The following is a 23,182-nucleotide window of genomic DNA, read 5'->3' on the forward strand; positions in this document are numbered from 1 at the left end:
TTTTGTTTTCAGAAAAAATTCTTGCAAAGAGATTTAGAAGGTGTTACAATACAAAACGTAAGAATTACGATTTAAGAAAAGGGGACCGAAACTATCATGAAAAAAACGACCTTTATTGGATTTTTGATGTTGTTTTTACTGGTTGTGGCTGGATGCGCTACGAATAATTCAAACACTTCAAGTAGTCAAACCAAACAAGGAAAACTAAAAATTTCAACAACGTTTTATCCAATCTATGACTTTACCAAAAATATTGTTGGGGATGAAGCAGACGTATCTCTAGTGATTGGAGCAGGGGTAGAACCTCATGATTACGAGCCTTCTGCCAAAGAAATTGCGAAAATGAGTGAAGCGGATGCGCTAGTTTATGACAGTGAATATATGGAAACATGGATTCCAACCGTATTAAAGACACTCTCTGATAGTAAAGTAAAACCAATTAGTGCAACAAAAGATATGGTATTACTACCAGGTGGAGAGGAAGAAGAACATGATCATGACCATTCGGAAGAAGGCCATAGTCATGAATATGATCCGCATGTGTGGTTATCTCCAGAACGCGCGATTAAAATGGTTCAAAACATTACAAAACAATTAGTCGAAGCTTTCCCAGATCGTAAAGAAGTATTTGAGAAAAATGCCAATGCGTACATTGAAAAATTAACTGCATTGCATAATGACTACACAAATGCATTTAAAGATGCGAAACAAAAGAATTTTGTGACACAACATACGGCGTTCCGTTATTTAGCATTAGATTACAATCTCAACCAAGTCGGAATTACAGGAATTTCACCTGAAGCTGAACCAAGTGCTTCACGTCTAGCAGAATTAACAAAATATGTTAAAGAAAATGACATTAAAGTGATTTACTTCGAAGAGAATGCATCTGAAAAAATTGCGAAAACATTAGCCGATGAAACAGGTGTCGAGCTTGCGATCTTAAATCCAATTGAGTCTCTTACGAAAGAGCAAATGGATAAAGGCGAAGACTATATTTCAGTAATGCGCGAAAATCTTGCAGCCTTGAAGAAAACAACAGATCAACCAGGAAAAGACATCCAACCTGAAAAAACGACAGATAACAAGACGGTTCATAATGGATACTTTGAAGATAGTGCCGTGAAAGATCGTACTTTATCGGATTATGCAGGAGAATGGCAATCTGTTTATCCTTATTTAGTCGATGGAACTTTAGATCAAGTCTTTGATTATAAAGCAAAATTGAAAAAGACAATGACGAAAGAAGAATTCAAAGACTACTATACTAAGGGATATAAATCAGATATCACGAATATCAATATCACTGATAAAACAATGGAATTCAAAAAAGAAGACGGAACAACGGTCAAAGCTGAATATAAATATGTTGGCTATAAGATTCTTACTTATAAAAAAGGGAATCGTGGTGTTCGTTTCTTATTTGAAGCAGTAACACCAGTAGAAGGTGCTCCAAAATATGTTCAGTTTAGTGACCATAACATCGCTCCAGTAAAAGCTGAGCACTTCCACATCTTCATGGGCAATGAAAGCCAAGAAAAACTATTAGAAGAAATGGATAACTGGCCAACATACTACCCAACAAAACTAAGCGGATTAGAAATCGCACAAGAAATGCTAGCTCATTAAAAACAGGATGTGAGTCTTCGCGGTTAGAAATCGACCACTGGACCAAACCAACGCAAGCATCGTTAAAGACGATGTGCGTATGGTTTGGGAAGTGGACGCGATTTCTGCGAAGACGAACTCAACTACACAGGATGCGAGGGTGAGTGGTCGCACCCAAGTTTAACTTCATCAAAACCAAAAGGGATTCGCTTGGCGAATCCCTTTTGGTTTATACAGAATCTCTACTATTTTTCGGTTCAATGATTTAGTATAATATGGTTGAAAATAATAGAAGTAACGAATTCAGTGATAGTTTGTACAAAAAATATAGGGTATGTTTAAAAAGAAAGGCTTAGAATAATGTTGAAGGAGGAATGAAGATGAATATGATGCATTCTTTTAATCGAACCATCGATTACCTTGAGACCGTTCTAGAAGAGGATATTGATGAAAGAAAAATTTTAACCTTATCTGGATACTCGTATCCAATGTTTAGCCGGCTATTTTCAATTCTAACGCAGACCACGCTCTCTGATTATCTCAGAAGTAGGAGATTAACAGAAGCTGCGATTGTGTTACGAGATTCTAATGAAAAAATTATAGATATTGCATTTAGATTTGGTTATGAAACTTCAGACTCATTTGGAGCGGCATTCAAGAATTTTCATGGATTTTCTCCTTCAGAAGTACGACATGGGAAACCGTTTAAAATTGTTTCACGATTGCAATTGGCATTGAGTGTCAAAGGAGGAAGAAGTATGAATATCAAGATAGAAAACAAAAAAGCCTTTACGGTGGCAGGTCTGAATAAACAAAACATCAATTCATCCCTTTGCCCAAGTGTATGGGGAGAGTTCTATTCAAGATACTCTCATGAACAATTAGCTAAGATTGGAACTGGAGAGAGTGTAGGGATGTGTCATGATGTTCAAGATCCAAGTGAGATTAATTATTTAGCGGGATATGTGATTACAGATTCAAAAAAAGCTGAGGAGCTTGGTCTCGACATAATTGAGGTTCCCGAAGCAGAGTATGCGATTATTGAACTAACAGGTCCGGTTCCAGAGTGTATTCATCAAGGATGGAAATACGCAATGGAGGTCTTTATGCCCGAGCACGGTTATATGCATTCAGGAGCTCCGGACTTTGAATATTATTATGAAGGAGATATGACGAGTCCTGATTATAAAATGGAATTGTGGATTCCAATTGTAAAAGCATAAAACTGAATAAAAAGAAAAAATCAAAATTAACTTAAAAGTTAATTTTGATTTTTTTATTTTCCATCCAATTATCATATTTGATAATTGGCCTCTTTCTCTCCTTTAAAAACTATCTGACAAAATAGCAATCTTAAGCCAAATAAAACTTCTAAAAAAATCTGTTTTTTTCAGGTTCTTTCGGTTGACTATTACTAAACTTAATGTATAATACTCTTTGTGTTAGTAAACAATTAGTTTAAAAGGAGAAGACAATGGAAATCGGACATCAACTGCGTGCCTTGCGAATTCAAAAGGGTTTAACGCAAGAAGAGTTAGCGGAGAGAACAGATTTGTCAAAGGGATATATTTCTCAATTAGAAAATGATTTGAGCTCGCCATCCATGGATACATTCTTCGATATTTTAGAAGTATTAGGATGTCCTGCTGCAGATTTTTTTGATGAAGGTCCTGAAGAAGCCCTCACGATATACCGTGAGGAAGATATGACGATGATGGAAGATGCTAAACACCATACTACGGTCACATGGCTCAACCCAGATTCGAATGAGCATGAGATGGAACCCGTGATTCTGGAGTTTCAAGTTGGGGGAGCGTATAAAACATTCCAACCTTCACTGTCAGAGACATTTGGGTATGTACTTGAAGGTTCTATTCAAGTCAAAGTCGGAAAACAAGTCGAAATAGTTTCTAAGGGAGAATCGTTCTATTTCGAGGCGAAAGCCAAACATCAAATTAGTAATGCCGGTAAAACGACTTCTAAAGTGTTAGTCGTGGCAACAGATTCCTATTTATAATAAAGAAAGTTAGGTGCTAGCAATGTCAAACAACACCATTATCTCATTTGAGAATGTGAACAAATTTTATGAGGATACTCACGTATTAAAAAATATTAATTTCGAAATCGAAAAAGGAAAATTCTATACATTACTAGGGCCTTCAGGATGCGGTAAAACAACAATTTTACGTATCATTGCTGGATTTACAGATGTATCAAACGGAAAAGTAACTTTAAACGGCGAGGACGTTACAAAACTTCCACCAAACAAACGTAAAGTTAATACCGTTTTCCAAGACTACGCATTATTCCCACATATGAATGTGTTCGAAAATATCGCGTTTGGATTACGCTTAAAGAAAACACCAGAAAACATCATTAAAGAAAAAGTGGCAGACGCTTTAAAAATGGTTCAATTATCGGGCTATGAAAACCGTGAAATCTCACAAATGTCTGGTGGACAACAACAACGTGTAGCCATTGCGCGTGCGCTTGTTAATGAACCAGAAGTACTTCTACTTGATGAGCCATTATCAGCGCTAGACTTAAAACTTCGTACAGACATGCAATATGAACTTCGTGAATTACAACAACGTTTAGGAATCACATTTATCTTCGTAACGCATGACCAAGAAGAAGCGTTGGCGATGAGTGATGAAATCTTCGTAATGAGTAAAGGGGAAGTCATTCAATCAGGAACACCAGTCGATATTTACGATGAGCCAATCAACCGCTTCGTTGCGGACTTCATCGGTGAAAGTAATATCGTTGATGGGGTCATGAAGGAAGACTACCTTGTAGAATTCGTTGGAAAAGAATTCGAGTGTGCCGATGCCGGAATGCGTCCAAACGAAAAAGTTGAAATCGTGATTCGTCCAGAAGATTTAGCGTTAACGACAATTGAAAAAGGAAAATTAACGGTTGAAGTAGATACTCAATTATTCCGCGGAGTTCACTACGAAATCATCTGTTATGACGAAAATGGCAATGAATGGATGATTCACTCTACTCGTAAAGCAGAAGTAGGATCTAAAGTGGGCTTATACTTTGAACCACAAGACATCCACGTAATGCGTTTTGGAGAAAGTGAAGAAGACTTCGATGCTCGTCTAGAAAGCTACGAAGACGAGGTAGAAGAAAATGACTAAACAATCCCGTTTCTTATTTTCCATTCCATACTTTATTTGGTTGTTATTATTCGTAGTAACACCACTTGGAATGATTTTTTATAAATCATTTTTCGACATCAATGGACAAGTAACGCTTGGAAACTACACGAACTATTTTGCATCAGGGAACTATTTAGAAATGACGTTCAACTCAGTGTGGTATGCATTTCTAGTCACTCTAGTGACATTGCTAATTAGCTATCCAACAGCGCTTTTCCTTAGTCGTACAAAACATAAACAATTATGGCTCTTATTAATTATTTTGCCAACATGGGTGAACCTCTTATTAAAAGCCTATGCATTTATTGGAATCTTTAGTCAAACAGGAACGGTTAACCAATTCCTTTCCTTATTTGGAATTGCACCACAAGAGTTCTTGTTTACAGACTTCAGTTTCTTAACAGTAGCAGCGTATATCGAGTTGCCATTTATGATTTTGCCAATCTTCAACTCTATTGAAGAATTACCAGGCTCTCTGATTGCGGCAAGCCGTGACTTAGGAGCGACGAAATGGGATACTTTCAGACGTGTGATTTTCCCATTAACAATGAATGGGGTTCGAAGTGGTGTACAAGCGGTATTTATTCCATCGCTCTCACTCTTCATGTTGACCCGTTTAATTGGAGGAAACCGCGTGATTACACTGGGTACAGCCGTTGAGCAACACTTCCTCGTAACGCAAAACTGGGGAATGGGTTCAACCATCGGTGTGGTATTAATCGTAGCGATGATTATTTTAATGTTTGTGACAAGAGATCGTAAAAAAGGAGGCGTATCTGAATGAAATTAGAAAATAATAACAAGTGGAGTAATCTCTACTTAGTGTTTGTATTTGTCGTCTTATATGCGCCTATTTTTTACTTGATTTTTTACTCCTTTAACAGTGCTGGAAGCATGAATGGTTTTGAAGAGTTTACTTTCAAGCATTATGAAGCAGTTCTAGCGGATACGCGTTTAATCGGGATTGTGCTCGATACACTGATTCTTGCGCTATTATCATCACTTATTGCGACAGTGATTGGAACACTTGGAGCCATCATGATCCATTACATCCGTTCAAACCGTCGTAAGCAAGTACTATTAGGATTTAACAATATTTTGATGGTATCGCCAGACGTTATTATCGGGGCAAGTTTATTGATTCTATTCACAGTGGTTGGATTTAAACTCGGATTTATGTCTGTATTACTTGCACATATCGCCTTTAACATTCCAATTGTCGTGTTAATGGTTTTACCAAAATTATCTGAAATGAATCCATCAATGATTACAGCGGCTCGTGACTTAGGAGCAACCAGTTCTCAAGTGTTAACACGCATCGTATTGCCATCGATTACACCAGGAATTTTGAGTGGATTCTTTATGGCCTTCACGTATTCGCTAGATGACTTTGCAGTGACATTCTTCGTAACGGGGAATGGATTCTCAACGATTGCCGTTGAAATCTACTCACGCGCACGTCAAGGGATTAGTTTAGAAATCAATGCTTTAAGTACATTGATGTTCCTATTCTCCTTATCTCTAGTAATTGGCTATTACTTCATTCAGAAGTTCCAACAAAAACGATTAAATGGGAAGAATGCAGAGAGTGACTTATTGAAAGGAGTCACATTATGAAGCGACTAACGATTTTAATCGGAGCGATTTTAGTTTCTTGTCTTGTGCTGTTTGGAGTTCGTAAAAACTTTGAAACTGCGACAGCTGGAAGCCCAGAAACGATTATCGTTTATAACTGGGGAGACTATATTGATCCAGAATTGATTGCTCAATTCGAAGAGGAAACAGGATATAAAGTTATCTATGAAACCTTTGATTCGAACGAAGCCATGTTAACCAAGATTAAGCAAGGTGGAACTAATTATGATGTCGCTATTCCAAGTGAATATACGATTCATAAAATGGTCCAAGAGAATCTATTAGAGAAATTAGATTATTCGAAAATCAAAGGCATCGAACACATTGATCCACGTTTCCTTCATCAGTCTTTTGACCCGGATAATACGTATAGTATTCCTTATTTCTGGGGAACTCTAGGGATTGTATACAATAAAAATGTCTATCCAGAAGGAACCATTAGTGAGTGGAGAGATTTATGGAAGGAAGAATTTAAAGATTCGATTTTATTCATTGACGGCGCTCGTGAAATGATGGGAATCGCACTTCAAACACAAGGGTACTCTTTAAACGAAAAAGATGAAACCATTGTGAAAGAGGCAGGTAAGTTCCTAAAGACTTTAATGCCAAATGCGAAAGCCATTATTGCGGATGAAATGAAGACATATATGATTCAAGAAGAAGCAAATATTGCGGTGACGTTCTCAGGAGAGGCATCCAAAATGATGAGCGAAAACGAAAACCTCGCCTACGTAGTTCCAAGCGAAGGGACGAATTTATGGTTTGATAATATTGTCATTCCAAAAACAGTGGGCAATAAGGAAGGCGCCTATGCGTTTATAAACTTCATGTTGCGTCCCGAGGTGGCGGCTCAAAATGCGAAATATGTAGGATATGCCACTCCAAACAAAGATGCGCAAGCATTATTGCCGGAAGATATTACTTCGGATGAGAGTTTTTATCCGACGGAAGAGGCGATGAGCAAGATGGAGGTTTACGAAAACTTAGGAACCGACCTATTAGGCCTTTACAACGATCTCTTCTTAGAAGCCAAAATCTTTAGAAACTAAGAAAAGTCGAGACACGCTCTCGACTTTTTTTGTGCAAAAAAATAAAAGAATGATGAAAAAAGGAACGAAGGTTTTTATGAAAAAGGGAGAGTGTGCGGACTTTTAAAGTTCTAGTTCTTAATAGAGGAGTTGAAAAGTCTAATAGGTCGTATGGACGGCTAGGGGAGCTGGGATGTGCTAAGAGGTGGAAAGATGTTTGTGCTTGTGTAAAGTCGAAAAGGGTGCAATAAAAAAAGTCCTCGTCCATTGGACGAGGGCTTAGCTTAGTTTGTGTAATAAAGATTGGTTCCGGCGAATTTTGGTTCGCAAGTAACCATAACTCCGAGGTTTCGGAAGGTTTCTTCGTCAGCTTTTTGCAAGATGACCGTGCTATGTGCTTGCAAGTTGCGTAAGTTTTGTAATTGATTTTTTGCAGCTTCTGCAGCAGGGTTAGTTACTGCAGAAATGCTTAAAGCAATGAGAACTTCCTTACTGTCTAGAGAACGGCGTTGGCGTTTGAGGATGTCTTGTCCTAGTTGCCCGATGGCGTTTAAAATCACTGGAGGTAGGAGATGGATAGAGTCTCCGATTTCTGCAAGCTCCTTGATGCAGTTCAGTAGGCAAGCAGCGCTAGCCGTCATTGTGTCTGTTTGTCTACCTGTGATGATTTTTCCAGTTGGTAATTGGAGTGAAACGACAGGAGCGTTGACTTCTTTCTCTTTTTCGAGGGCAACAGCTACGACTGGTCGATCCTTTGCAGAAAGGCCACATTCTTCCATAATATATTTGCCACGCTGAGCCGCTTCTAAAGTTCCGATGCCGCGTTTGTAGTCGCATTGACCTGCGTAGTAACGGCGAATGATTTCTTGATTAGAAGCTTCGCAAACAACTTCGTCATCAGTGATCGCAAATCCAACGCGGTTCACACCCATATCTGTTGGAGAGTTGTAAGGGATTGGAGCGTCACCATAAATCTTCGTCAAAATACGGCGTAATAGAGGGAATGCTTCAATGTCTCGGTTGTAGTTCACCGTTGTTTCTCCGTAATGCGCAAGGTGAAAAGTGTCAATCATATTAACATCTTCTAAGTCGGCAGTAGCTGCTTCATATGCTACGTTTACAGGGTGGTTGAGCGGTAAATTCCATACAGGGAAGGTTTCAAATTTAGAGTATCCTGCACGGCGACCGCGTTTGGTTTCGTGATACAGCTGGCTTAAGCATGTCGCTAGTTTTCCACTGTTAGCACCAGGAGCGGTTACGACGACAAGTGGGCGAGTCGTTTCGATAAATTCATTTGCGCCATATCCTGCGTCACTCACGATGGTCTCAACGTCCATTGGATAACCTTCTGTATAACCGTGCGTATACACTTTGATACCGCGACGCTCGAGGGAATTTTTAAATTGAGTAGCTGCAGGTTGCCCTGTGTAACGAGTGATGAGGACACTATTGATTTTGAGGTCCCAATAGTGTAGGTCGTCCATTAAACGGAGAACATCTTGGTCATAAGTGATTCCAAGGTCACCGCGAATCTTGTTTTGTTCAATATCACCAGCGTATACACAGATGATAATCTCTGCTTTGTCTCTTAGGCGGTGGAGTAATTTGATTTTTCCGTCTGGGTCAAAACCAGGTAATACTCGCATTGCATGGAAATCACCGATGAGTTTCCCACCAAATTCCAAATATAATTTGTCATAAGCGTTCACTCGTTGAAGAATGAACTGACTTTGTTCTTCTAGATATTTCTCACTATCAAATCCTAATTTCATACGACAACCCCCTTCAATTCATTTCAGTAGTATAGCATAAATAGGAGGGGGAATTCTATACAAAATCAGCAAAAAAAGCCCATAGGAAAAAGAGTTGCAAGAGGTATAAGGGCAGAGTAAAATAGTATTGGACTCACTCAAATTAATGGAGGACGATTCAATGAAAAATATGATGAATTATGTACAAGAGTTTGGAAAGGACACGTTTGATGAGAGACCTTTCTCTGAAATTGACGCCCTTGTCTTAACGGAATTAGGATATTCACCTCTAGAAGAGATCGTTTCTTCAGATATGAGTGGAAAAGAATTTTCAACAGTTGAAGAAATTGCTCACCATATGGGAGAAAATGCGGAACGATTATTAAGAGATAATCCGATGATGATTACGCAAGAAAGAGTCGATTTAACGCAGGAAATTGGAAAAGCGAAACGATATCAATCCCTTAAGTTCTTCGGGATGAAGAGCGAAGTGGACTCAGATATTACTAAACAATTCGCCGCATTTACAGTGGAAATAAATCCCAACGTGCGCATCGTGATTTACCGCGGAACAGATGAAACGCTGATTGGTTGGAAAGAAGACTTTATGATGACATATTCTCCAGTGATTCCAGCGCACAAAGATGCCAAGGAATATTTGGAGCAACAGGCGAAGTTGTTCGATGGGGAAATCATCCTGTCAGGACATTCAAAAGGAGGAAATCTAGCCTTATATGCTGCCTCTACCCAAGAGAAAGAAGTTCAATCAAGATTGGGGAAAATCTTCTGTTTTGATTCTCCAGGATTACACCGTTCGATTTTAGAAACGGAAGGCTATCGCGCAGTGGTTCCGTTAGCGATGCGTTACATTCCTCAAGATGCGTTGGTTGGATTGCTTTTGGAATCTGAAATTCCTTATGTCATAGTCAAAAGTAATGCCTTTGCTGCTCTCCAGCATAGCGCTTTGACATGGGAAATTGAAAATGGACAATTTGTGACGATGGATCATTTGACGAAAAACAGCCAATTAAATGACCAAACGTTTAAAAAATGGACTGAAGAAGTGAGTGATGAAGAACTAGAACTGTTCTGGGACGTGTTCTTCGAGCTTCTTTTTACGATTGGTTTGGATACGATTAATGATGTGTTTGGCAAATTTATGCATTATGTTCAGGAGTTCTTCAAAGCTGCGGGGCAAATGGATGAAGAAAAACGTGAACTACTCACTCGAGTAGCCTTGCTTTTACTACAGACTCGCTTCGATGTATGGAGAGCTTCCATTAGTTTTGCGGATACATTTAACATCGAATTTCCGAGCTGGGATGATATTTTAACGAGCATTCATTGGAAAAAAGAAGGAATTTCGATTACATATCAGGCAAGCCAGGAGAATGAAGAGATTCGAGAATACTATCAACACCGACACGAACAAAAGAAACACGAAGAGAAATAAATTAAGTTATAGGATTACTTCGAATCTTCACGGATATCTTTATAATAGCTGTAACGTTGCACCGGTTCGAGCCGAAGTCTCTCACCTTTAAATACTCAAAAAGGAAGTAAGACCAAAGACAAAACATGACTCACAGTGTGAGTCATGTTTGCTTTGTAGTCTTACCCCCGCAAGGCTGATTAGGATTAAGCGAATCACAAGTGATGAAGCTTGATTCAATCAGCTACTGCGTCTAACTTTATAAAGTGTTTTAACTACGGAATAAACTCCTACGCCCTTTTAGCACAGTGGTTGAATGGAATGAGTTTAGCTGTAAACAGCTATCTCATTCCTATTCAACTTTGTAGGGGAAAGAAAACAAAATGCCCTAGATGCAATTGAATCTAGGGCATTTCTGTCTTTCTCCCTCGTTTTAATGCGGATTTACGTTACTGCTATTATAGAATACGTCAGGTTCTTCGTAATCTTTATATTGATTTCTTTCTTCGTACTTTCGATAGTTAAAAAGAAAAAAGAGAGTTGCCCGAAATTCACTTATAAGTGAATTTTGGACAACTCTCATTTTTTCTATTATTGTTCGCGTTCAATTGCGATGGCAACGCCCATTCCGCCGCCCACACAAAGTGAAGCAACGCCGAGTTTACCGTCTAGTTGTTCGAGAGCATTAATCAGTGTGACAACGATACGTGTGCCAGAAGCACCGATTGGATGTCCTAGTGCAATGGCACCACCGAATGGATTTACTTTTTCATTTGGGATTTTCAAGTCTTTAATAACGGCCATACTTTGTGCCGCAAAGGCTTCATTCAGTTCGAAGATATCCACTTTTTCAAGCGGGATGCGGATGCGTGCTACTAATTTTTCAATCGCTGGAACAGGTCCAATCCCCATGATTGCAGGATCTACACCTGCTTCTGCATATCCTTTTAGAGTTGCTAGAATAGGTAGATTCAATTCTTTGGCATATTCGCGAGTTGTCATAATGACACAAGCAGCTCCATCATTGATTCCTGAAGAGTTTCCAGCAGTAACCACTCCGTCTTTTTTGAAGGCAGGTTTTAATCCGGAAAGACTTTCCAGTGTTGTGTTTGCACGGATGAATTCATCGCTAGCTTTGAAATCGTCAGATTTTGTTTTACGATTGAAGACAGCGACGGGGGTGATTTCTTTCTCGAAACGTCCTTCTTCTTGTGCTTTAGCAGCTTTTTGTTGAGAAGAAAGGGCAAAAACATCGAGTTCTTCGCGTGTAAATCCGTATTTTTCAACGATATTTTCTGCGGTAATGCCCATTGCATCCGTTGAATAGGCGTCTGTTAACCCATCATTAAATAATGAATCGACTAAAGTAACTGGTCCGTTTTTTGGAGCAAAGCGTTGTTGTAATAAATGAGGTGCTAAACTCATATTTTCCATACCGCCGGCTAAGACAATTTTAGCATCTCCTAGTCGAAGGGATTGTGCTGCAAGAATAATGGCTTTTAATCCAGAACCACAAACTTCATTGACCGTTAAGGCTGTACTAGAATGGAGTAGACCGGCTTTTAATCCTACTTGTCGAGCAGGGTTCTGACCAAGTCCAGCTTGTAAAACATTTCCGAAAATTACTGTATCAATTTGGTCGGGAGATAATTTGGCTTTTTCGATCGCGGATTTTGCTACCGCTGTTCCTAATTCAATCGCAGAGGTTGTAGCAAATTGTCCTCCGAATTTACCAATGGCAGTCCGTGTGGCGCTGACAATGACAATATCATTTCCGTTCATATCTTTGATTCCTTTCTATAGTAGATTCACTTTCATCTCCACTATTTTATAAGATTTTGCTTCTAAAACCTAATTTTTAATCGTTCTAAATAGTAAAGAATTGTTTAAATTATAGAACAAATAGTAAATTCAATTGTCCAGACGGCAATTTTTTGCTAGTATAGTTGTTGCTAAGAAAGAACAAGAAGCCCAACATGTGGTTAGGGCTTTTTCGTAAAGGAGAACAACAATGAATATAGGAATAGATAAGATTGGCTTTTTTGTGCCACCGACTGCACTAGATATGGAAACATTGGCAGTTGCTCGTGGAGTAGAGCCAGCTAAATACACGATTGGCATTGGACAGTCTACAATGGCAGTAGCTCCAGTCACACAAGACATCGTGACTTTAGCCGCAAATGCAGCTTTATCGATTATTGATGATGCTGACCGCGAATCTATTGATATGATTTTATTTGGAACAGAAACAGGAATTGATCAATCGAAATCAGCTGCAGTTTATATGCAACGGATGTTAGGGTTATCTAACCGTGTTCGAAGCGTAGAATTAAAACACGCATGTTATGGGGCAACAGCAGCCCTTCAATTAGCAAAAGGGCATATCGCATTAAACCCTTCATCAAAAGTATTGGTCATTGCTAGTGATATCGCTAAATATGGATTGAATTCAGGTGGAGAACCTACTCAAGGAGCTGGTGCGGTAGCCATGGTTGTTTCTGAGTCGCCACGTTTATTAGTTTTAGACAATGAAACAAGCTTATTTACGGATGACGTAATGGACTTTTGGAGACCGAACTATGAAGCCTATCCATTAGTAGATGGTCAATTTTCAAATGAACAGTACATCCGTTTCTTCTCTGAAGTGTGGAAGAACTATCAAGAAAAGACTCATTGCGAGTTTTCGGACTTCGAGGCCATTTGCTTCCACTTACCGTATACGAAGATGGGGATGAAAGCTTTCAAACCGTTCTTAGAAGAAATGAGCGAAGAAGAAAGAGAACGTTTCACGGCAAGATACCAAGAAGCGTCTATTTATAACCGTCATGTCGGAAATATTTATACAGGATCATTATTCCTAAGTTTTATTTCGCTATTAGAAAACAGTTCTGTGCTAGTAGCTGGAGACCGCATCGGATTCTTTAGCTATGGTTCAGGAGCAGTTGGGGAATTCTTTGCTGGGGAATTAGTTGAAGGATTCGAAAATCAATTGCATATTGCGGAAAATAAGGCTTTGCTTGAAAACCGTAAAATGTTAACTGTTGAAGAATACGAAGAAATCTTTATGGAAGTTGTCGATTCTAGCGGTGAACAAACTTTCACACGTGAAGACAATAGCCCAGTGACACTCACAGGAGTAAAAAATCACGAAAGACAATATACTATAAAATAATCAAACAACCGACCGTAGCCTCCAAGGTTACGGTTTTTTTATTGAGTGCAAGACTGCAAAAATAAAAGGGTCTTCGGAATATATAGTGGAATTACTTTCTTAATAGTTTAAAAACAACTGGTGTTTAAATCGGATTTTCTGGTGGGATGTTAGGATAATCAATAGTATTATATAAAAGTATCAATCACATACGAGTGATACTTTGGGAAAAAATAAAATAGTCCAATTTACTTGACCGTGTACTATGGTACATGGTTTATAATATTCAGGGGGTGAAATAAGATGATTTATCGCATTAGTGAGTTTGCAGATAAATGTGGAGTTAATAAAGAAACGATCAGATATTACGAGCGAAAAGATTTATTACAAGAACCTCACCGAACGGAAGCTGGTTATCGGATATATTCATATGATGACGTTAAGCGTGTTGGGTTTATTAAACGAATACAGGAACTTGGTTTCTCTTTAAGCGAGATTTATAAATTACTTGGTGTTGTAGATAAAGATGAAGTTCGTTGTCAAGATATGTTCGAATTTGTTTCTAAAAAACAAAAGGAAGTGCAAAAACAAATAGAGGATTTAAAACGAATTGAAACTATGTTAGACGACTTAAAACAACGATGTCCAGATGAAAAGAAATTACATTCGTGTCCAATAATAGAAACATTAACATGAGAGATTAATTAACGAAAGGAGCTTTTTTTATGAATAAATTTAAGGTAAACATTTCAGGAATGACTTGTACGGGTTGTGAAAAACACGTAGAATCAGCACTTGAAAAGATAGGTGCTAAAAATATTGAGTCTAGTTATCGTCGTGGTGAAGCAGTATTTGAACTGCCCGATGATATTGAGGTTGAAAGTGCAATAAAGGCGATTGATGAAGCAAATTACCAAGCCGGAGAAATTGAAGAAGTATCATCACTAGAAAACGTGGCGTTAATTAATGAAGACAATTATGACCTTCTTATTATTGGTTCTGGTGCTGCTGCCTTTTCTTCGGCAATTAAAGCTATAGAATACGGTGCAAAAGTTGGAATGATTGAGCGTGGAACGGTTGGGGGAACCTGTGTGAATATTGGCTGTGTTCCGTCAAAAACTCTTCTTAGGGCAGGGGAAATCAATCATTTATCAAAAGACAATCCGTTTATAGGTTTACAAACATCCGCTGGAGAAGTGGATTTAGCTAGTTTAATCACGCAAAAGGATAAATTGGTGAGCGAACTTCGGAATCAAAAATATATGGATTTAATTGATGAATATAATTTTGATTTAATTAAAGGTGAAGCAAAATTCGTTGATGCTAGTACGGTTGAGGTCAATGGGACAAAGTTATCTGCAAAACGCTTTTTAATTGCAACAGGTGCATCGCCTTCGTTGCCCCAAATTTCAGGACTTGAAAAAATGGACTATTTAACTAGTACAACACTTCTTGAGTTAAAGAAAATACCAAAACGATTAACTGTAATTGGTTCAGGATACATTGGAATGGAGCTTGGACAACTATTTCATCATTTAGGTTCAGAAATAACGCTTATGCAAAGAAGTGAGCGACTTTTAAAGGAGTATGATCCTGAGATTTCAGAGTCAGTTGAAAAAGCGTTAATTGAACAGGGAATAAACCTTGTCAAAGGGGCAACTTTTGAGCGTGTTGAACAAAGTGGAGAGATAAAAAGGGTTTACGTAACAGTAAATGGCAGTAGAGAAGTCATTGAATCAGATCAGTTACTTGTTGCCACTGGAAGAAAACCAAATACGGATTCTTTAAATTTAAGTGCAGCAGGTGTTGAAACTGGAAAAAATAATGAAATCCTGATCAATGATTTTGGTCAAACAAGTAATGAAAAGATTTATGCAGCAGGAGATGTGACTTTAGGACCACAATTTGTATATGTAGCAGCCTATGAAGGTGGAATTATTACTGATAATGCTATTGGTGGATTAAACAAAAAAATAGATTTATCGGTAGTTCCTGCTGTTACGTTTACGAATCCGACGGTTGCAACGGTTGGTTTAACAGAAGAACAAGCAAAAGAGAAAGGGTATGATGTGAAGACATCTGTATTACCTTTAGATGCTGTTCCAAGAGCAATTATAAACCGTGAAACAACCGGTGTATTTAAACTAGTAGCAGATGCAGAAACACTAAAAGTATTAGGGGTTCATATTGTATCTGAAAATGCAGGAGATGTCATCTATGCAGCATCATTAGCTGTTAAATTTGGCTTAACGATAGAAGATTTAACAGAAACCCTAGCACCATATTTAACAATGGCTGAAGGGCTAAAATTAGTTGCACTTACGTTCGATAAAGATATTTCGAAATTATCTTGTTGTGCAGGCTAAGGGAACTTTTTTACAACTCCCTATTCAAGTGAACCAGCTAATGCTTTAAGGGATTTTCTAAGTGCATTTGTGGTCACAAAAATAATTTAACACTGATGATTTCGACATCAAATCTATAATTGATACCTTAACACCGCAGAGTAATAAAGGATGAATAATATGTCAGACTTATTATCCCTACCAGACATTAAAACAATAGAACCGCCACAAGAAAATGAAACCGATATGATGTTTAAAGTTGAAGCAGTCGGACCACCTGAACGTTGTCCTGAATGTGGTTTTGACAAGTTGTACAAACACAGTTCAAGAAATCAACTAATTATGGATTTGCCCATTCGTTTAAAGCGAGTGGGCTTACAATTGAACCGTAGACGATACAAGTGTCGTGAATGCGGATCTACCTTCTGGGAACGCCTAATATCTGTAGATGAAAAGCGTAGTATGACCAAAAGGCTTTTAAAGTCCATTCAAGAGCAATCCATGTCTAAGACCTTTGTAGAAGTCGCAGAAAGCGTTGGTGTTGACGAGAAAACCATTAGGAACGTTTTTAAGGACTATGTGGCACTCAAAGAACGTGAATACCAGTTTGAAACTCCTAAGTGGCTTGGGATAGACGAGATACATATTATCCGTAGACCTCGGCTTGTATTGACTAATATTGAACGCAGGACTATTTATGACATCAAGCCTAACCGTAACAAGGAAACAGTCATCCAACGTCTTTCAGAAATCAGTGACAGGACTTACATTGAGTACGTCACAATGGATATGTGGAAGCCCTACAAAGACGCAGTGAACACTATCCTTCCACAAGCTAAAGTTGTCGTAGATAAGTTTCATGTAGTTAGAATGGCTAATCAAGCCTTAGATAACGTCAGAAAGTCTTTGAAAGCCCATATGAGCCAAAAAGAAAGACGTACCCTTATGCGTGAAAGGTTTATCCTTCTAAAGCGTAAACACGATCTAAATGAACGTGAATCATTCCTCTTAGATACTTGTTTAGGTAATCTTCCTGCTTTAAAAGAAGCCTATGAACTCAAAGAAGAGTTTTACTGGATATGGGATACTCCTGATCCAGATGAAGGTCATCTTCGTTATAGTCAATGGAGACACCGTTGTATGTCCAGCAACTCTAAAGACGCATATAAAGACCTCGTGAGAGCCGTAGACAACTGGCATGTTGAAATATTCAACTACTTTGATAAAAGGCTCACTAATGCTTATACGGAGTCAATTAACAGCATTATTAGGCAGGTAGAGCGAATGGGTAGAGGTTACTCGTTTGATGCCTTACGAGCCAAAATCCTTTTCAATGAGAAGCTCCATAAAAAGCGTAAGCCACGATTTAATTCAAGTGCTTTCAATAAAGCTATGTTATACGATACTTTCAATTGGTATGAAGTGAATGATCACGACATTACAGACAACTTAGGTGTCGATTTATCCACACTTATTAAGAATTTGGAGAAGGGTGATTTATAAGCCCTTTTCCACAATAAAATCCGAATACCCAAATAAAAATGTAACATATATGCTACAGTAGCATATATGTTACATTTCGAATTTTAAAATTAAAAGTAAACTATAAACGTTGAAATGATGCGGTTTTTAGCGGTATATTCAACAACCCCGTTTTAGGTCTATTGCATAAATTCGGAATAGTGTAGTAAATTATCCGAGAAAAAATCAAAAAAATTTTTCAGCCACGCCCCACTTCAAATTGCCGAAAAGTCTCAGAAACGCCGGTGGGATACGATTTCTAACACCTCTCACATCATCCTTCTAAATGAGTGGTGAAACACTTTTTTTCATTTTTTTATAAGGGATTTGAATAAAATGCACCAAAAATGATACCGAAGAAACTTGCGGATTTTATAATCGCAGTAACAGAGAAATTTTTGGATAAAAATAGAGATAGATTTGGCTTTCTAAGAAAAAATCTTGGCTTAATACAGCTTGGAATCATTGCTAAAATTGTATTATTCTAAGATATACAAAGTTTTTAACTATTTGCTATAATTAATATCGTAATAGAAGCTGGGCAGGAAGGGATGAAAACGATATGGGATATATGAAGAAAATATTAGGTTGGTTACCAAGGAAATACCTATTATTAATAGCAATTGGTATGTCTTTAACGGCTTTAGATGGTATTATTATCCCTTCTTTTATTTCTGGATTAATTGATGTTTCGGCGACTCAAAAGGTTGAGGATTTAATAAAAATTTCAATGATAGGTATTCTCAGCTTTTCCCTTATTCGTTTTGGATTATTTATATGGGAAGATTCACAACAAAAAATGATAAAGCAAGTAACTCTATCTCTTAAAGAAAAAGTTATTACCGCATTCTTTTATGGAAAGTTTAATCAACAGGAAGTAGAGTCAATTGTGCTTAGTGAATTAAAACTATTAGAAGAACAAGGAATTAAGTCTATCATGGGATTTTTCTATTGTCTTGTATTTGCGTTTGTTACTTTGTTATATGTGTCCGCAATAGATTTAAAACTAGCAGCTCTCTTTATAACATTATCGTTCTTACCAATATTGGTGCCAAAATTATTTGCGAAATCTATTCGAAAACATTCAAAGGAATGGGCTGAAGTAAACCAATTAAGTATCTTGCAACAACAAGAATATTTGAAAAGTAAGCCGATTATTAAGAACTTTTTTGTTGAAAAAATCTTTTTGAATAAGTTGATGGGAACCTTGAATCAAACAGAAGAAGCTTATTTTCAAATGAATCACGTACGATTTACATCGAAGTTATTAGCAAACTTACTTTCTGGATTAAGTTCATTTATACCGTTAGCTATTGGGGTATATCTAGTTATTGTTGGTGAAACGAAGTTAGCCACAGTTATTGCAATTTATTTAGCGAGTGATCGTATTGTTAGTCCTTTACTCAATGCAATAGATTATTATCAAAGATTTAATTCAATTATTCCTGTGATTGAAAGAGTGGAAAAGTATACGGAGTTTGAATGGACTCATTTAGAAAGCAAATCAAGTATCAGTACGGTATTTCCAATTGAGTTAAAAGAGTGCACTGTTCAAATTGATGGAATGACTATATTAAAGAGAATTAATATAGAAATGAATGGGAATGATAGGATACTAATTATGGGGCCATCAGGTTCGGGGAAATCTACACTGTTGGAATTATTATATGGAATGCATGTATCCGAAGTGGGTGTGCAGAAGTATAATGGAGTTCATAGACAATTAGTTTCAGGAGATGATTTGAAGAAACATATTGGCTTCTTTACTCAGGAATCAAGGATTTTCTATGAGTCGTTAAAATTTAATATTTCTCTAGGGGAAGATTATTCCGATAGTGAAGTTACTTCTGTTCTTCAAAAAGTGGGACTAGGTTATTTAGTGGATAGACTAGGATTACATAATGCAGAAGTGAATCTTGATGAGTCACTTTCTGGAGGAGAGAAAGCTAGAATTTGTCTAGGCCGACTACTACTTAGAAAATACCAATTACTGCTATTAGATGAGTTTTCTTCCGCTATTGATGAGGATACAACGATGATGATTAGAGAACTTCTTATAAAGGATAACATTCCATTTATAGAGATAGCTCATAGAGTTCCGAAGAATATAAACGTATATAACAAACAGTATACTTTGGAATCAGGAGAACTAACTCTAAATTGAAGTGCTTTTTATGTTGAAAAAGAAATAGAATGTGATTTACGCGAAGTAGAGTCTTGTTCCTTACTTCGCGTTTTAAATTTCGAAGGTATCATCTTTTTTGTGCGTATTCACTTACAAATACTTCGGCACTTTTTGCGATTTTGTGGTATCCTATGTAAAGAGAAAATGAAAGAAAGTAGTAGAACTATGAAGAAAATCATCGTTATCAATACAGGTGGTACGATTGCTATGAGTGAAGATCGCTCAACAGGAAGCGTAACCCCAACAGGAACCAACCCATTAACAAACTCAGATACTCTTTTCGCACCTATCGCAAGTGTCGTTGTAGAGGACTTATTTAACTTACCATCCCCACATATGACGGAAGAAAAAATGTGGGAAGTTCAAAAGAGAATCGTCCAAGCACAAAAGGATGGTTTTGACGGAGCTGTGGTAACTCATGGAACGGACACTTTAGAGGAAACAGCGTATTTCTTAGAGTTAACAACAGATGGAACTTTCCCCATTGTATTGACCGGAGCGATGCGTTCCAGCAATGAAATCGGAGCGGACGGTTTAGCGAACTTACGCAGTGCCATTATTACGGTAACGAGTCCAGAGAGTGTAGATAAGGGTGTTCTTGTCGTGATGAACGATGAAGTCCATGCAGCAACATATGTAACAAAGACACATACTACAAATGTTGCGACTTTCCAAACACCCACTTTTGGACCGCTTGGCTTAGTGTCAAAGAGTGAAGTTATTTACTTCCAAAAATTCTTACATCATGAATACTATCCAATTAAAGAACTCGTGGATAAGGTATACTTATTGAAGGCGTATGCTGGAATGGATTCGATGTTATTTGATGCCATTGCCGATTCAGATGCTAATGGATTAGTCATCGAAGCTCTTGGGGCAGGGAATCTACCGCCAACGACACTTCCTGGGTTGCAACGTTGCTTGGATAAAGGAATTCCAGTCGTTCTCGTATCCCGTGCATTTAACGGTGTAACGTACGATGTATATAATTATCTTGGCGGAGGCAAACAGCTTCATGAAGCAGGAGTGATTTTCACAACAGGGCTTAGCGGACAAAAGGCTTGTGTGAAATTATCGGTGTTATTAAGCGCTCATGCGAATAGAGAAACAATCATTAGAGCATTTCAAGTATAGGAAAGAGGATTAAAAATGGTTAGAAAAATTGGACGAGTGGTTCGTCAATATGAAGGAAAACCGATTATTTACGGCATGCCACTAGAAGAACTTACCGCTTGGTTTGAAGCAAAAGGCGAAAAGAAATTCAGAGCAGGCCAATTATGGGACTGGCTTTACCGCAAACGTGTGACCAGTTTTGAAGAAATGACAAACTTGCCAAAATCACTGATTGAGGAGTTACAAGAAGAGTTCACATTCCCAGTGTTAAACGAACGTATCAAACAACAATCAACAGACGGAACACGTAAATTCCTTTTTGAATTAGCAGACGGCCTCTTAATCGAAACGGTATTAATGCCACAAGAATACGGATTATCCATCTGTGTGACCACACAAGTAGGATGTAATATCGGATGTACTTTCTGTGCCAGCGGAATTATCGCAAAACAACGTGACCTTGTTGCTGGGGAAATCGTAGCGCAAGTGATGCACGTGCAACGTACTTTAGACGAAGTGTCTCCGGGGGACCGTGTCAGCCATATCGTAGTTATGGGGATTGGGGAACCATTCGATAACTACGATAATGTCATCAAGTTCTTAAAAGTTGTGAACTCTGATAAAGGGCTTGGAATCGGGGCTCGTCATATCACAGTATCTACAAGTGGTTTGGCTCCGAAAATTCGCGAGTTCGCAGATGAAGGATTACAAGTGAACCTCGCATTGTCACTTCACGCGCCAGATAACGATACACGTTCTCGTATCATGCGTATTAACCGTAAATATCCAATTGAAGTCGTGATGGATGCGATTAATGAATATATTGCTAAAACCAATCGTCGTGTAACCTTCGAGTACATCATGCTCGATCACGTGAACGATTCGGTGGAACAAGCACAACAATTAGCCGACCTTCTTGCGGACAAGAAACGTCTTTCATATGTCAACTTAATTCCTTATAACAAAGTTCGTGAACATGACCAATACGAACGTAGTGGCAAAGAACGCGTAGTTGCCTTCTACGATGTCCTAAAGAAAAACCACATCAACTGTGTCGTTCGTAAAGAATTCGGACATGATATCGAAGCAGCCTGCGGACAATTACGTTCAAGCCAAATGAAACGTGACCGCGCTGAAAAAACAAAAGCATAATAAATTAGATGAACCACACTTCAGAAGAGAGGTGTGGTTTTTGTGTGCAAAAATCAAACAAAAGTCGATATTTTTATAGGAATTTGATTGAAAATTACAAAAGAACTCTATTTTATAAAAGAAAATTTGCTATAATATTAGCAAAGGAAGCGGTAACAAAAACGGTTAAATTAAGATGCAAGTACAGGAAGGAGTCGCTCGAATGCTAGAAGTTCATATTCAGAATTTTTCATATGGAAAAAAAGAGATTCTAAATCAGATTGACTTAGAGCTTCCATCGTCTCAGATTATTGGACTAGTAGCACCAAATGGTGTAGGAAAATCTACGCTTATCCAAATACTATCTGGACATTTAAGAAATAACGGTATTTCGGTATCTTATCAAGGGGAGAATTATACAAGCGAACCATTATTTATGAGACGACATATCGTGAAGATGCCGGATCAATCTGAATTATACGATGAGTTAAATGGAATCGAGCATTTGAATTTCTATGCCTCGATGTGGAAAGTAGCTTCTGGAACTGTTCAAACTGTGATAGAGCAGTTAAAAATGGAAGACTATATTCATCAAAAAGTGGGTGGGTATTCACTCGGGATGCGGCAACGCCTTTGTTTTGCATTGGTGCTAGTTACAAAAGCAGATTACATGCTTGTGGATGAAGTGATGAACGGGTTAGATCCTGATAATGTGGAATTGATTTCTAAAGTGTTGAGACAGTTACGAAATGAAGGAAAAACGATTGTGATGGCCTCTCATTTGCTGAACAATCTTGATTCGATTGCCGACAAGATTTATTTTATGAAGGAGAAACGAATCGCCTTGGAATATTCACCGCAAAAGGAAGGCATCGATACACTTCAATTGACCTTTATTTCAAAAGATTATTTCGAAAAGTTTGTAGAGCAATTTCCAAGAGAAGTAGAAATGATGAATCGCGAAGGAAGACAAATTAGCATTCACCTTACGGATGGGGAGCTTCCAAAAGAAATATGGAAGTGGATACTAGAAAACATCCATCAATGCAGTGAAATTAAGATTGGAGCAAAAGGTTGCTACGCCCTTTATAAAGAACTGTACGGATAGTACAATC

General features: G+C 38.0%; 18 protein-coding genes. 16 read left to right on the forward strand and 2 right to left on the reverse strand.

The window, feature by feature from the left end:
* Positions 1-96: 96 nt before the first annotated feature.
* From HMPREF3103_RS04435 to HMPREF3103_RS04465, 7 genes are all read left to right on the forward strand, one after another.
* Entirely contained in the window at positions 97-1,629 is a 1,533-nt protein-coding gene (locus HMPREF3103_RS04435) for a metal ABC transporter solute-binding protein, Zn/Mn family (protein ID WP_070437552.1), read from the forward strand.
* 359 nt (positions 1,630-1,988) lie between these two features.
* Positions 1,989-2,831 carry an AraC family transcriptional regulator gene (locus HMPREF3103_RS04440; RefSeq protein WP_070437555.1) on the forward strand — a complete coding sequence of 281 codons (843 nt, stop codon included), beginning with the start codon at positions 1,989-1,991 and terminating at the stop codon, positions 2,829-2,831.
* A 251-nt stretch (positions 2,832-3,082) separates the two neighbouring features.
* Entirely contained in the window at positions 3,083-3,625 is a 543-nt protein-coding gene (locus tag HMPREF3103_RS04445) for a helix-turn-helix domain-containing protein (protein WP_005607384.1), read from the forward strand.
* Positions 3,626-3,647: 22 nt separating this feature from the next.
* Positions 3,648-4,754, forward strand: coding sequence for an ABC transporter ATP-binding protein (locus HMPREF3103_RS04450; RefSeq protein WP_049555319.1), 1,107 nt, complete (start codon positions 3,648-3,650; stop codon positions 4,752-4,754).
* The gene (locus HMPREF3103_RS04455) at positions 4,747-5,559 is read left to right on the forward strand and encodes an ABC transporter permease (RefSeq protein WP_049555318.1); all 813 of its coding nucleotides are present in this window, start codon (positions 4,747-4,749) and stop codon (positions 5,557-5,559) included. Before HMPREF3103_RS04450 ends, HMPREF3103_RS04455 begins: the two co-directional genes overlap by 8 nt.
* Positions 5,556-6,392: an ABC transporter permease gene (locus HMPREF3103_RS04460; RefSeq protein ID WP_005607378.1), complete on the forward strand. Its 837-nt coding sequence runs from the start codon at positions 5,556-5,558 to the stop codon at positions 6,390-6,392. The genes HMPREF3103_RS04455 and HMPREF3103_RS04460 overlap by 4 nt, the downstream gene beginning before the upstream one ends.
* Entirely contained in the window at positions 6,389-7,459 is a 1,071-nt protein-coding gene (locus HMPREF3103_RS04465) for an ABC transporter substrate-binding protein (RefSeq protein WP_070437558.1), read from the forward strand. The genes HMPREF3103_RS04460 and HMPREF3103_RS04465 overlap by 4 nt, the downstream gene beginning before the upstream one ends.
* 263 nt (positions 7,460-7,722) lie before the next feature.
* Here the strand turns inward: HMPREF3103_RS04465 and HMPREF3103_RS04470 are convergent, their stop codons facing one another.
* Positions 7,723-9,210, reverse strand: coding sequence for a DUF1846 domain-containing protein (locus HMPREF3103_RS04470; RefSeq protein ID WP_070437561.1), 1,488 nt, complete (start codon positions 9,208-9,210; stop codon positions 7,723-7,725).
* Between the two features lie 160 nt (positions 9,211-9,370).
* Here HMPREF3103_RS04470 and HMPREF3103_RS04475 point away from each other — a divergent pair, with 160 nt between their 5' ends.
* Positions 9,371-10,642 carry an Mbeg1-like protein gene (locus HMPREF3103_RS04475; protein WP_246826957.1) on the forward strand — a complete coding sequence of 424 codons (1,272 nt, stop codon included), beginning with the start codon at positions 9,371-9,373 and terminating at the stop codon, positions 10,640-10,642.
* Positions 10,643-11,212: 570 nt separating this feature from the next.
* On the opposite strand, the gene HMPREF3103_RS04480 is transcribed toward HMPREF3103_RS04475, so the two are convergent.
* Entirely contained in the window at positions 11,213-12,403 is a 1,191-nt protein-coding gene (locus HMPREF3103_RS04480) for a thiolase family protein (protein ID WP_070437564.1), read from the reverse strand.
* A gap of 229 nt (positions 12,404-12,632) precedes the next feature.
* Here HMPREF3103_RS04480 and HMPREF3103_RS04485 point away from each other — a divergent pair, with 229 nt between their 5' ends.
* The 8 genes from HMPREF3103_RS04485 to HMPREF3103_RS04520 all read left to right on the forward strand — a co-directional run bounded on the left by HMPREF3103_RS04485 (position 12,633) and on the right by HMPREF3103_RS04520 (position 23,175).
* Positions 12,633-13,793, forward strand: a complete 1,161-nt coding sequence (locus tag HMPREF3103_RS04485; RefSeq protein WP_070437567.1) for a hydroxymethylglutaryl-CoA synthase — start codon at positions 12,633-12,635, stop codon at positions 13,791-13,793.
* A gap of 282 nt (positions 13,794-14,075) precedes the next feature.
* Positions 14,076-14,468, forward strand: a complete 393-nt coding sequence (gene merR / locus HMPREF3103_RS04490) for an Hg(II)-responsive transcriptional regulator (RefSeq protein WP_070437570.1) — start codon at positions 14,076-14,078, stop codon at positions 14,466-14,468.
* A 29-nt stretch (positions 14,469-14,497) separates the two neighbouring features.
* Complete coding sequence (merA, locus tag HMPREF3103_RS04495) at positions 14,498-16,138, forward strand: mercury(II) reductase (RefSeq protein WP_070437573.1); 1,641 nt, start codon at positions 14,498-14,500, stop codon at positions 16,136-16,138.
* Between the two features lie 159 nt (positions 16,139-16,297).
* Positions 16,298-17,620: an ISL3 family transposase gene (locus tag HMPREF3103_RS04500; protein WP_070437576.1), complete on the forward strand. Its 1,323-nt coding sequence runs from the start codon at positions 16,298-16,300 to the stop codon at positions 17,618-17,620.
* Between the two features lie 580 nt (positions 17,621-18,200).
* The gene (locus tag HMPREF3103_RS04505) at positions 18,201-19,802 is read left to right on the forward strand and encodes an ATP-binding cassette domain-containing protein (protein ID WP_070437579.1); all 1,602 of its coding nucleotides are present in this window, start codon (positions 18,201-18,203) and stop codon (positions 19,800-19,802) included.
* Positions 19,803-19,988: 186 nt separating this feature from the next.
* Complete coding sequence (locus HMPREF3103_RS04510; protein ID WP_070437800.1) at positions 19,989-20,957, forward strand: asparaginase; 969 nt, start codon at positions 19,989-19,991, stop codon at positions 20,955-20,957.
* 15 nt (positions 20,958-20,972) lie between these two features.
* Positions 20,973-22,088: a dual-specificity RNA methyltransferase RlmN gene (gene rlmN, locus HMPREF3103_RS04515; RefSeq protein ID WP_048709914.1), complete on the forward strand. Its 1,116-nt coding sequence runs from the start codon at positions 20,973-20,975 to the stop codon at positions 22,086-22,088.
* 202 nt (positions 22,089-22,290) lie between these two features.
* Complete coding sequence (locus tag HMPREF3103_RS04520) at positions 22,291-23,175, forward strand: ABC transporter ATP-binding protein (RefSeq protein ID WP_070437581.1); 885 nt, start codon at positions 22,291-22,293, stop codon at positions 23,173-23,175.
* Positions 23,176-23,182 lie beyond the last annotated feature (7 nt).

Origin of the sequence: Granulicatella sp. HMSC30F09 (genome assembly GCF_001806915.1) — a bacterium.
Lineage (GTDB): Bacteria > Bacillota > Bacilli > Lactobacillales > Aerococcaceae > Granulicatella > Granulicatella adiacens.